Source organism: Mycobacterium sp. 1482292.6 (genome assembly GCF_001672995.1).
Classification (GTDB): domain Bacteria; phylum Actinomycetota; class Actinomycetes; order Mycobacteriales; family Mycobacteriaceae; genus Mycobacterium; species Mycobacterium europaeum_A.
The window spans coordinates 26922-37509 of the sequence record NZ_LZKV01000080.1 but is presented as its reverse complement, the minus strand read 5'-3'; the positions used below and the strand labels follow the sequence as shown (position 1 = coordinate 37509).

General features: G+C 69.4%; 12 protein-coding genes and 1 pseudogene. 9 read left to right on the top strand and 4 right to left on the bottom strand.

Annotated elements, in window-relative coordinates; translation table 11 throughout:
- Positions 1–251: 251 nt before the first annotated feature.
- The gene (locus A5624_RS07665) at positions 252–1814 is read right to left on the bottom strand and encodes an LCP family protein (RefSeq protein WP_156748912.1); all 1563 of its coding nucleotides are present in this window, start codon (positions 1812–1814) and stop codon (positions 252–254) included.
- Positions 1815–2154: 340 nt separating this feature from the next.
- Positions 2155–2427, bottom strand: a complete 273-nt coding sequence (locus A5624_RS07660; RefSeq protein ID WP_066864035.1) for a hypothetical protein — start codon at positions 2425–2427, stop codon at positions 2155–2157.
- 135 nt (positions 2428–2562) lie between these two features.
- Here A5624_RS07660 and A5624_RS07655 point away from each other — a divergent pair.
- From A5624_RS07655 to A5624_RS28515, 3 genes and pseudogenes are all read left to right on the top strand, one after another.
- Positions 2563–2854: pseudogene (locus tag A5624_RS07655) on the top strand (hypothetical protein); the annotation flags it as partial.
- 90 nt (positions 2855–2944) lie between these two features.
- Positions 2945–3130, top strand: coding sequence for a hypothetical protein (locus tag A5624_RS07650; protein WP_066864029.1), 186 nt, complete (start codon positions 2945–2947; stop codon positions 3128–3130).
- Positions 3131–3150: 20 nt separating this feature from the next.
- The gene (locus tag A5624_RS28515) at positions 3151–3327 is read left to right on the top strand and encodes a hypothetical protein (RefSeq protein WP_197497940.1); all 177 of its coding nucleotides are present in this window, start codon (positions 3151–3153) and stop codon (positions 3325–3327) included.
- Positions 3328–3330: 3 nt separating this feature from the next.
- Here the strand turns inward: A5624_RS28515 and A5624_RS07645 are convergent, their stop codons facing one another.
- Positions 3331–4815 (bottom strand): amidase, encoded by a 1485-nt coding sequence (locus A5624_RS07645; protein ID WP_066864026.1) that lies wholly within the window; start codon positions 4813–4815, stop codon positions 3331–3333.
- A gap of 131 nt (positions 4816–4946) precedes the next feature.
- Between A5624_RS07645 and A5624_RS07640 the strand changes: the two genes are divergently transcribed.
- From A5624_RS07640 to A5624_RS07620, 5 genes are all read left to right on the top strand, one after another.
- Complete coding sequence (locus A5624_RS07640) at positions 4947–5822, top strand: alpha/beta fold hydrolase (RefSeq protein ID WP_197505085.1); 876 nt, start codon at positions 4947–4949, stop codon at positions 5820–5822.
- Positions 5823–5910: 88 nt separating this feature from the next.
- The gene (locus A5624_RS07635; protein ID WP_066864023.1) at positions 5911–6579 is read left to right on the top strand and encodes a S1 family peptidase; all 669 of its coding nucleotides are present in this window, start codon (positions 5911–5913) and stop codon (positions 6577–6579) included.
- A 170-nt stretch (positions 6580–6749) separates the two neighbouring features.
- Positions 6750–7223 carry a lipoprotein LpqH gene (locus A5624_RS07630; RefSeq protein ID WP_066864020.1) on the top strand — a complete coding sequence of 158 codons (474 nt, stop codon included), beginning with the start codon at positions 6750–6752 and terminating at the stop codon, positions 7221–7223.
- Between the two features lie 41 nt (positions 7224–7264).
- On the top strand, positions 7265–8290 hold the full coding sequence (locus tag A5624_RS28510) for an MAP_0585 family protein (protein ID WP_066864015.1): 1026 nt from the start codon (positions 7265–7267) through the stop codon (positions 8288–8290).
- Between the two features lie 156 nt (positions 8291–8446).
- A complete protein-coding gene (locus tag A5624_RS07620) occupies positions 8447–8647 on the top strand; it encodes a hypothetical protein (RefSeq protein WP_231999958.1) in 201 nt (66 codons plus the stop codon).
- 9 nt (positions 8648–8656) lie between these two features.
- Here the strand turns inward: A5624_RS07620 and A5624_RS07615 are convergent, their stop codons facing one another.
- Positions 8657–9607, bottom strand: coding sequence for a lytic transglycosylase domain-containing protein (locus tag A5624_RS07615; protein WP_156748908.1), 951 nt, complete (start codon positions 9605–9607; stop codon positions 8657–8659).
- Positions 9608–9745: 138 nt separating this feature from the next.
- Between A5624_RS07615 and A5624_RS07610 the strand changes: the two genes are divergently transcribed.
- Positions 9746–10534: a DUF732 domain-containing protein gene (locus tag A5624_RS07610; RefSeq protein WP_066864009.1), complete on the top strand. Its 789-nt coding sequence runs from the start codon at positions 9746–9748 to the stop codon at positions 10532–10534.
- Positions 10535–10588 lie beyond the last annotated feature (54 nt).

The following is a 10588-nucleotide window of genomic DNA, read 5'->3' as shown; positions in this document are numbered from 1 at the left end:
GCGGTCGGCGGCACGCATGCGTGATGGCGGCGACCCGCCGCGCCCGGCTCCGCCGCGCTTGCGATCACCGCGCTGCCTGATGGCGGCGACCCGCCGCGCCCGGCTGCGCCGCGCTTGCGATCACCGCGCAGCCTGATGGCGGCGACCCGCCGCGCCCGGCTCCGCCGCGCTTGCGATCACCGCGCAGCCTGATGGCGGCGACCCGCCGCGCCCGGCTCCGCCGCGCTTGCGATCACCGCGCAGCGTGATGGCTAGTTGACGCAGGGCACGCCGCCGCCATCGATCGGCTTGCCCTGATCGGGCGTCGGGTAGGTCGTGGTCGTGCCGTTGTAGTAGTAGCTCTTGGCCTTGGTCGACGTGGTGCTCGAGCTGGTGCTCGTGGTGTCGTCCATCTGCGTCTCGTCGGGGCTGGGCATCGTGAAATTGGTGTCCACGGTCAGGCGGATGTGTCCGGGCTGCACCCTGGGGCTGGGCTGCTTCGGCGCGTCCACGCCGAGCAGGTTGGCCAGGTTCAGCGCATCGGTTTGCGCGCCGGCGCCGTACTCGACCGTCGTGGAGGTCGGGTCGCCGGATTCGCGGTCGCGGACCTGACCCGGGGTGTAGCCCTTCTTTTTCAGCGCGCGGGATACCTCGGTGGCCAGACCGCTCATGCTGCCGGCGTTGACCACGTCGACGACCGTGGTGGGATCCGGCTTCACGGCGGTGGTGCTCGGCGCGGTCGTCGTCGTGTCGGCCCCGATCGCCGCCGCCACCTCCGCCTTGATCGCCGCCGGGTCGACGATGTTGACGTCCTGGCCGTCGATGTTGTCGTAACGCACCACCGGCAGCGTCCGGAACTCGACGTTGCCACCGGCCAGCCCGCCCAGGCGCTGGATCATGTCTTCGCTCCACCCCGCCGAGAGCACCACGTCCTTGCGCGCCACCGCCATCAGGTTCTTGAGCTTGTCGATGTTGGTGAACGTGCCCGTGGCCTGCAGCTCCTGCATGACCGACGAGATGAACGCCTGCTGCCGGTGGGTGCGGTCCAGGTCGCCGTTTTCCAGGCCGTGACGCTGCCGGACGAACGACAGCGCCTCGGACGCGTCCAGCCGCTGCCGCCCGGCGGGGAAGTCGGCGCCGGAATACGAGTCGTAGACGGGGTGGTTCAGGCACACGTCGACGCCGCCGAGGGTCTGCGCCAGGTCGTAGAACCCGGCCAGATTGACCTCGGCGAAGTAGTCGATGGGCACACCGGTCAGGTTTCGCACCGCGCGCAGCGTCGCCGCCCGGCCGGCTTCGCGGCCCTTGGTCTCGAGTTCCTTCTGGGTGCTGTTGCCCTGGTTGGCCAGCTTTTGGGCGACGTACTGCTTGGTCAGCCCGTAGGCCTCTTTGATCTTGATGTGGTTGTATCCCGGCACCCCGGTGAAGGGCACCCAGTCGTCGCGCGGGATCGAGAAGGCGACGACTCTGTTGTCGGCGCTGACGTGCACCAGGATCATGGTGTTGGTGTTGTAGCCGCCGTCGTCGGAATCGCCGGCGTGCAGATGCTTCAGGATCGAGTAGGGCAGGTCGTTGCCGTCCTGGTCCTTACGCGAATCGAGCCCGATCAGCAGGATGTTCATGTCGTCGCCGCTGGACCGCGGATCGTCGGGCTGCAGGGCGTTCGAGACCGTGATGCCGCCCAGCGCGCCGTGCGCCACGTAGTACCCGGCCCCGGTCAGCCCGACGGCCGCCACGGACAGCAGCGCGCCCAGGGTGCGCGTCAGCCCTTTACGGAGACGGGAGGGTTGACGGACGGCTCGATGACGGCGATGGGCGCCGCCCGAGCGGGCCATCACAAACCTCTGCCCACGCCCAGCACATCACCGGGCACCGCAACGGTGCTTTGCGGCGATGTCGCTTCAAGCATGGTGACAAGTATGCGTTAGCTTGCTATGAAGCCCCCAATCGAGAGCACCCGTCACACGGTCGGGCCGAGCGTGCCCGTCGGGCCGGCCGGGCGCGACCAGCTTCCGTGATCCTCGCTCTACCAGCAGGTTTTGCCCGCTTGCGGGTGGCGGGGTCACCGAACGGTCTCGCGCCGGCCACGCCGCCGCCCGGATCGAGCCGAAGTTGTTACCGGGCGGAAACGGCCCCGTGGCCCGCTCTCGCAGCGGACCGCCCAGCAAACGCGTGCTAGCGGGCTCTGACCAGGTCCTCGCCCGAGGAGTAGAAGAGCGTGATGTTGGCGCCGGTGACGATCTCGGCGAGGTAGACGCCCGCCGGTTCCACCTCGTAGTAGTAGTGAATGTTGCCGTCGGTATCCAGCGTCGACGCGCACGAATAGCCTGGCGCCCCGCATCGTTGCTTGATGGGCACCGCCAGGACGGCGAGCAGCGCGACGACGGCAACGCCGACGATCAGCGGGATCCTCGTGACCGCCGACCTCGGTTGCGCCGGATTGACCACGGCTAGAGTGTATGCGGCTAATCCGGCGGGCCGCTCACCCGGCGCAGTGGGGTTCTTCAGCTGTGGCCATGGCGAACCCGCACGACGCATCCCCGGCGCACACCCCGGTCGAGGTCCTCGGCATGGGTGATCGCGGGCGCGCTGCTGCTCCCGCATATGGCGGCGGGCAGCGAGCGCACGACCATGCTGTATGGCTGCTACGCGATGTTCGGCTTGTCGCTGGTGGCCTCGCTGAACATCATCGCGATGATCTGGAGCCGCCTGACCCTTTACGGCAGGGTGGCCGCGGCCGTCGCCTACGCGGGCCTGCTGTTCACCTGGCTGCTGGTGACGGTTCGGACCGCGCGCGGCAGCCTGGGCGGCAACCTGCTCAAGGTGGCCCAGCACCGCGCCGATCAAGGCGCATAAGGACTCGGCCCGCGCCTAGCACGCCGCCGCGTCGATCCGGTATCGCCGCGGGCGTTTGGGTGCCCGGGTACCGCGGGTACGCGCCCATGAGCCGAGCAAAGGACTGAGCATGATCGACACCCGCCTCAGGCTCTCGGCGGAGCGGCCGCAGAATTCGGAGCCCGCGCAGCCGGGGACCCCCGGCGAGACCCCGGAGCGGCTCACGCCGACGGAAACGCCCGAACGGCTCACGCCGGCCGAACCGCCCGAGCGCTTGACGCCATCGGAACCACCCGAGCGTCAGGCGCCGGAATAACAACAGGATTGGAGACAGATATGCGCGCCGAGGAAGGCGACGAATCCGTCAAGGACTACGCGAACGAGGGGCGAGAAGCCCTGGGCCGCATCAAGGCCTCGCAGCACGCGGGCGGTCGCCTCGGCGACATCGCCCGGCGCTTCGCCGGTCTGTGGCGGGGCCGGCGGCGTCCCGAAGACGGCGGTCCCGCCGCGTAACCGCTAACTCGGTGCCGGATGCCGGTGGGCCCAGGGCCGCGCCTCTTCCAGTTGCGCGGCCAGGCGCAGCAGATCGCCGTCTGACCCGATCGACCCGACGAACTGCACACCCAGCGGAAGTCCGGCGTCGGTCCAGTGCAGGGGCACGCTGATCGCCGGGCGGCCGGTGAGGTTGGCGAGTTGTGTGTAGGGCACCCAGCCGAGGCTCTCCTGGATGAGGTCATCGAGAATTCCGCTGAGCCCCATCAGTTTTCCGGCGCGCACCTTGCTCACCAGCCGAGCCACCCGCTGCAGCACGGGCGCGGTCGTCGTGGCGCCGACGGCCAGCGGTGGGGTGGCCAGGGTGGGTGTCAAAAAGAAGTCGTAGCTGGCGTGGAACGCGGTCAGGGACTGGATGTAATCGTTCCGGTTCTCCAGCGCGGACATCACCGGCAGCACGCCGCCGGACCGCCCGAGTTCGGCGATGGCCAAGGTGTCGGCCTCAAAGTCGTTGTCGCGCGCGCCGGTTCGCCTCTTGATGTCGGCGACCTGCTGATACAGCTGGGCGAACCAGATGGTCAGGAAGTCGCGCCCCAGGGCGGCATCGTCGTAGGGGGGTGCGACCTCCTCGACCTGATGGCCCAACTCGTCGAGGAGCGCCACGGTCTTTTCGAGAGCGGCGACGGCCTCGCGGTGGGGCCGGGCGTTGATGGCCGACCGCGCCGAGTAGCCGATCTTCAGGGTGTCCGGTCGCTGTTTGATGTGTTCACCAAAGGGTTTGTCGGGCAACGCCGCTCGGTACGCCGCGCCCGGGTCGGGCCCGACGATCGCGTCGAGCAGCGCCGCGCTGTCGCGCACGGTGCGCGACACCACGCCCTGGGTCGCCATGCCCAACATCAGTTCACCCGTCTGCGGGCCGTAGGGCGCCAGGCCCCGGCTGGGTTTGAGGCCCACCAGGCCGTTGCAGGCGGCGGGAATGCGGATCGACCCGCCGCCGTCGTTGGCGCCCGCCGCCGGCACGATGCCCGCCGCCACGGCCGCCCCGGATCCGCCCGACGAGCCGCCGGGGGTATGCCCGGTGTCCCAGGGGTTGCGCGCGGGGCCCCAGTAGTCGGGTTCGGTCACGCCCTTGGCCCCGAATTCCGGGGTGTTGGTCTTGCCGAAGATCACCAGCCCCGCGTCGAGGAACCGCTCGGTGACCAGGGCGTGCCGGTCGGCCACGTCATGGGCCAGCGAGCGGGACCCGCACGAGGTCGCAAAGCCGCGGTATTCCTGGCCGAGGTCCTTGATCAGGAACGGCACGCCGGCGAACGGCCCGCTCAGCGAGGGGTCGGCGGCTTGCCGGTCGGCGACGTCGTCGAGGCGGCAGACGATGGCGTTGAGCCGCGGATTCACCGCGTCCGCTCGTTGCCGCGCCAACGCGAGAAGCTCGGCGGGGGCGACCTGCCCGCTCGCGACCAGCTCGGCCAGGGCGGTCGCATCGTGCGACATGTACTCGTCGAGATGCATGCGTTCTCCTTCGCTGCGGTCCGATTCCGCGCGGCACCGGCAATGCCCGACGCCCTTCGCGTTGACGCCGCCGCATGCCGTTGACGTTAAGCCAACGCGAGGTTTTGGTGGGCGCGCCTTAGTATCACCTGATGCCCACGGCAGCCGAACCGTTCACGATCCAGGGCCCCGGCGGGGTGCAGATCGTCGCTGACCGCCTCGGGGATCCGCACGCGCGCGCCGTGGTGTTCCTGCACGGCGGCGGGCAGACCCGGCGGTCGTGGGGTAAGGCGGCCGCCGCTGTCGCTGCCCGTGGGTGGCAGGCCGTCACCGTCGACCTGCGCGGCCACGGCGAATCGGATTGGTCCGATGACGGCGACTATCGCGTCGTCAGTTTCGCCGCCGACGTCCAAGAGGTGCTGCGCACGCTGCCCCCGCAACCGGTTCTGGTCGGCGCCTCCCTGGGCGGTTTCACGTCGATGCTGCTCGCCGGGGAGCTGTCGCCGGGCATCGCCAGCGCGGTCGTGCTGGTGGACATCGTGCCGAACATGGACCAGTCCGGGGCGAACCGGATACACGCCTTCATGGCGGACCGGGTCGAGTCGGGCTTCAGCTCGCTCGACGAAGTCGCCGACGCGATCGCCGAATACAACCCGCACCGGCCGCGACCCACCGACCTGGAAGGCCTGACCACCAACCTGCGTCGCCGCGGCGATCGCTGGTACTGGCATTGGGATCCGCAGTTCATCAGCGGCACTGCGGCTTTCCCCCCTTTCGAGGTGACCGACCCGGATCGGATGCACACCGCGGTCGAAGCCATCCTGCGCGGCGGGGTGCCGATCCTGCTGATCCGCGGCCAGATGAGCGACCTGGTCAGCCAGGAGCGCGCCGACGAATTCCTCGCGCGTTTCCCGCAAGTCGAATTCGCCGACGTCCGCGGTGCGGGTCACATGGTGGCCGGTGACCGCAACGATGTCTTCGCCGACGCTGTGCTGGAGTTCCTTGCCCGGCACGTCGATGCCGGGTGAACCCCGTGCGTGGAATAGATTGGTCGCCATCTCATTTCAGGCGAGCGGCGCCGCTATTATCTGCCGGGCACAAGCGGAGGGGGGCGGCGTGACCATGCCGTGGTTGCGGGGTTTGGGACTCTTGGGTGCCGTGCTGGTGGCCGCCACGACGTCGGCGAAAACCGCTGTGGCAGCACCGCCCCCGGCCCTGCCGTCGCCGCCGCCGGCTCCGGGCATCGGGGTCGATCACGAATCCGGAAGGTGCACAGCCGGATTCGCGGCACAGGGTTCCGACGGCAGTTACTACCTGATGACCAGCGGCCACTGCGACGCGCACGACGGCAGCGAGTGGACCTACGGCAACGATGCACCACTCGGCAGGATCTCCGCCAGCGAGCATGAGGGCGACAAGAGGGACGCCGCGATCATCCGTCTCGAGCCGAGTGTCGGTATGCCGGTGGGCGACGTCGGCGGCCGGTATCAGGTCCGGGATGTGTTGAGTCGCCAGCAGATTCAAGTCGGTATGCCGTTCTGCAAGATCGGCGCGGTGACCGGTGAGACGTGCGGCGCCGTGAAAGGCATCAATGGTGACGTCGTCGAAGCCAGCGTGTTCAGCCTCGACGGTGACAGCGGTAGTCCCGGCTTCGTGATGAACCCGGACGGCACCGTCAGCGCGGTCGGCCTGTTGATGTCTTCGCCCGACGGCGATGACTACACGACCTACTTCATGCTCATCAATCCGCTGCTGGGCAAGTGGGGGCTGCGCGTTCTTCCGTGACGGCCCGGCGACTGGGCCGGCGGAACGTAACGTAGCGTTTGCAAGTCCGGGGTACGGGGTACCAGGTGGACCGGCCGTTACGCGTCGGCCCGACGGGTCCAGGTAGTCCGCCTGGGTTGACGCGGCCAACGTGTGAGGCAGCGGAACCAGCGACACGAAGGGAAGTAGTAGTGAAGCGTGGGATCGTGGTCGGCGTAGCCGGCGTGGCCCTGGTGGTCGCGGCCAGCGCCGGATGTTCGAGCAACAAATCCAATACCGGGGCGTCAGGCTCGTCGTCCGCTGCGGCGGCAGCGGCGGGTCCGGTCCTGACCGTCGACGGTCAGAATCAGAACATCAGCGGGCAGGTCACCTGCACCGCCGCGGGTGACAACATCACGATCGGGATCGGTGACCCGACCAACGGGCTGGGCGCCGTGGTCAGCAACGGCAACCCGCCGCTGGTGCATTCCGTCGGGCTGGGCACCGTCAACGGTGTCGCACTCGGCTTCTCCGACGCCGCACCGAACCAGGCCGGCAGCGCCGGGGCCGCGGTCAAGGGCAAGGACTGGGCGATCAAGGGCACAGCTACCGGTACCGACATGAGCAACCCGCAGCAACCGCAGCAGGTGACCAAGCCATTCGAGTTGGACCTCACCTGCCCGTAGTGCAGGTGCGATAACTCCCAAGAGGGGACGCAGTTATGTCTATGAAACGTGTCGTCAGTGCCGCCGCGTTGGCCGCCGGGCTGAGCATTTCCGCGGCGACGCTGAACGCCGGGTCGGCGTACTCCGCTCCGCTTGACCCGCCGCCGTGCCCGAACTGCCACGGCGGTGGCGGCGGTGGCGGCGGTGGCGGCGGCGGGGGCAACCCCGGCGGACCGGGCGGACACCCCGGTGGCCAGCCTGGCGGTGGTGGCGGAAACGCCCCGGCGCAGGGCGGGCAGGACAACCCGCCGCAGGGCGGCCACAACAGCCCACCGGCGCAGCGGGGTCAGAACAATCCGCCGCAGGGCGGTCAGAACAATCCGCCGCAGGGTGGCCAGAACAACCCCCCGCAGGGCGGTCAGAACAATCCGCCGCAGGGCGGCCAGAACAACCCCCCGCAGGGCGGCCAGAACAACCCCCCGCAGGGCGGCCAGAACAACCCCCCGCAGGGTGGACAGAACACCCCGCAGCCCAACCAGCACGGTCAGTATCCGGCCCAGACGGGGCAGAACAACCCGCCCAACGAGCACGGCCAGAACCCGCCGGCGCAGGGCGGCCCGAACAACGCGCCGGCGAACCAGAACCCGCCGCCGAACAACAGGCAGCGGTACGAGGCGCTGAACCCGCCGCCCACCCAGCCTCCGCACCCGCCCTACGTCCCGCGCCACGATGTGGTCACCGCCAACGCACAGATCGGTGGTCCCGCTGGTCCGGATGTCCAATTCAGCATCGTGGGTCGCGGGGCGCCCCCGCCGCCGCGGCCGCATGGCTACGGCTGGAACGACGGTCCGGCTCCGGGCCACCCGCCGCCGCACTGGGAGGGCCCGCCGCCTCCGGGGGGCTGGAACGGACCGCCGCCTCCAGGAGGCTGGAACCGGCCGTGGGACGGTCCGCCTCGTGACTGGGATGCGGGACGGCGCGACTTCGGGCCGTTCAACTACAACACCTTTACCGTCGTGCCCGTCTTCAACTGGCAGTACGGGGGTTGGGGTTACTGGTTCTTCGGTGTCTGGGTGCCGCTGTACTGACCCGGCGCTGATCATCTGAACCGTCAGCGGGCGTTGCCGTAATCCGGCGCGCCCGCTGACGTGTCTGCGGACCTTCGCCGCACTGCGGCGGGAGAGCGCGCGTGGCAGGCTCCGGGGATGGACGTGAGAGAAAACGTTCGCCGAGCCATCGATGTCATGACGGCTTGGTCGTCCGACAGCGGCCACGAATTCACCTGGAGCCGCCTGGTCGAGAACGTGGTCGACGAGCCCGACGGCGACATGATGCTGTTGATGGGCTTCGTCAATCTCGCCGGCGAGCTGGGGATCCGACTCGAGCGGGCCACCGGTCAGGATGTGGGATCGCACCTGCGAGACATTGCCCGCAAGTACGTCTAGCGCGTCGGTCTACTGCGGGTGGGCCGCCACATAATCGGCGGCCGGGATCGGCGACGATGCGTCGTAACCGATGGGCAGTAACACGTCGCCCGCCGTCGTCAGGCAGTAGACGTCCCACCGGTAGAACGCGGCGAACGTCGCGGGATCGGCCGCGATCAGCGCCGCGTAATCGTCGACCGCGCGCACGTATTGGTTGGCATGGTTGTACCCGTAGATGGCGTGGTCGCGATCGGTGGCGAAGCCGTTGGCGGCCAGGTAGCGACCCGCCGCCAGGATGCTGTCATGCGGTGAGTGGATGTCGCCGCCCTGGCCGTAGCCGGCGAACGTCGACGGCAGGAACTGCATGGGTCCCTGCGCGCCGGCGGTGCTCGCGCCGACGATGCTGCCGAAGCGGGTCTCGACGAGGTTGATCGCGGCCAGGTAGTTCCAGTCGACGCCGGATTCGGCTTCCGCCTGGTGGTAGTAGTTCATCAGTTCGTCGGCCGGTGCCGGCGGCTCGATGCGCCACGCGGGCAAGGTTTCTCGCACCGGGGTCAGCGCTGTGAGTTGCCGGCGGGCGTCGACGTTGCGGTCGTAGACGTCGGTCAGCTCCGGCGGGATGCGCCCGCGTGTGGTGGCGTCCCATTCGGGGTGGCGCCCGATTGCGCGGTAGGCGGCCTGCTCGCGACGCGCCGCCGCCGTCAGCGCCGCGTCCGGTGTGCCCGGATCACGCAGCGCGCGTTCGTCGGCCACCAGGTCGTCCGCCAGCTGTGCCGGGTCCGACGCCAGGCGAGGCTGTGCACCGCCGGTCGTCCCCGCGTCGGCGGGCACCATCCGCGCCGGCGACGAGTCGGCCCGCGTTGTGGTGGCCGGGCCGGTGGCCGCCGGCGGATGCGACGCCGAACAACCGACGAGCGCGAAGGCAATCGCGCCGACGACGAGCGGCCCGATGCGGTTACGGCTCACGGTGATCACGTCCATCCCTTGCCTCGAATCCCACGGCTACGGCTGGCCGGCTCAACCGAGTCTTTCGCATGAGGGGCTGTGACATCAATGCGGTGGCGGCCATCTGCTTATCGGGAGTTGTAACAACGGCGCGACGCTCTCAAACTGGTTGATATGCGCGACCGCGAGAAGATCGATTCGGAATTGCGGCTCATCGCGCTGCGGCGCCAACAGATCCGCGAGCAGGGCGGTCAGCTGTCGTCGCATGAGGCCGACCAACTGCTCGACGAAATCCTGGCCCAGGGGGCGGGGACGCCCGAGGTCGCCGCGTTCGACGCCTGGGAGAGCGAGGTCGCCGGCGCCGTCCGGTCGCGGGAGAGCGAAGTCCGCGCCATCGCAGCGCGGCGACGGAAGGTCGCCGCGCTGCGCCGCCTGGGTCTGTTCGCGGCCTTACCGCTGTCCCTGGTGGCCGTCGTCGCCGCGGTGGTGGTGATGTTCGCGCTGCGCCACCACGATTCGGCGGCCCAGCCGGAGGACACCCCGCCCGCGGCCGCGCCCGCCCCGCCCGTGGCGCCGAAGGCGTCCGCCCCGGCGATTGGCGCCGTCGACGCGGCCTTCATCGGCGCGCTGAAGCGCGAGGGGGTGCCCGTTCCCAGCCAGGACTACGTGCTGAGCCAAGGGCACGCGGTGTGCGACTTTTTGGCGCACCAACCGAACTTCGCGGACGCGGCCGGGTTCGTGCAGCGCAGGTCGGTCTGGGACGCGGATCAAAGCGCGAAGGTCACCGCGGGCGCCATCGTCGCGTACTGCCCGCAGTCGCGACCCACCGCACCGGACCCGACGCAGCCGGACTATCAGAAATCGTTGTCCGATCTACAGGACATCCAACGGGATCTGCAGGGCATCCAGGGGAAGCTGCAGGACATTCAAGGCGGTCTGGACGCCATCCCGGGTCAGCCGTAATCCGGGTCACGCGCAAGCGTCGCGGTTACCGACACGCGCGTTGGCCGGGAGCGA

What these genes read in the sequence shown, in the direction of transcription:
- A5624_RS28510 (WP_066864015.1), top strand. Translation starts at nt 7,265, where the DNA reads ATGAAACGTGTCGTCAGTGCCGCCGCGTTGGCCGCCGGGCTGAGCATT.
- A5624_RS07665 (WP_156748912.1), bottom strand. Translation starts at nt 1,814, where the DNA reads ATGGCCCGCTCGGGCGGCGCCCATCGCCGTCATCGAGCCGTCCGTCAA.
- A5624_RS07610 (WP_066864009.1), top strand. Translation starts at nt 9,746, where the DNA reads ATGCGCGACCGCGAGAAGATCGATTCGGAATTGCGGCTCATCGCGCTG.
- A5624_RS07620 (WP_231999958.1), top strand. Translation starts at nt 8,447, where the DNA reads ATGACGGCTTGGTCGTCCGACAGCGGCCACGAATTCACCTGGAGCCGC.
- A5624_RS07650 (WP_066864029.1), top strand. Translation starts at nt 2,945, where the DNA reads ATGATCGACACCCGCCTCAGGCTCTCGGCGGAGCGGCCGCAGAATTCG.
- A5624_RS28515 (WP_197497940.1), top strand. Translation starts at nt 3,151, where the DNA reads ATGCGCGCCGAGGAAGGCGACGAATCCGTCAAGGACTACGCGAACGAG.
- A5624_RS07640 (WP_197505085.1), top strand. Translation starts at nt 4,947, where the DNA reads ATGCCCACGGCAGCCGAACCGTTCACGATCCAGGGCCCCGGCGGGGTG.
- A5624_RS07645 (WP_066864026.1), bottom strand. Translation starts at nt 4,815, where the DNA reads ATGCATCTCGACGAGTACATGTCGCACGATGCGACCGCCCTGGCCGAG.
- A5624_RS07615 (WP_156748908.1), bottom strand. Translation starts at nt 9,607, where the DNA reads ATGGACGTGATCACCGTGAGCCGTAACCGCATCGGGCCGCTCGTCGTC.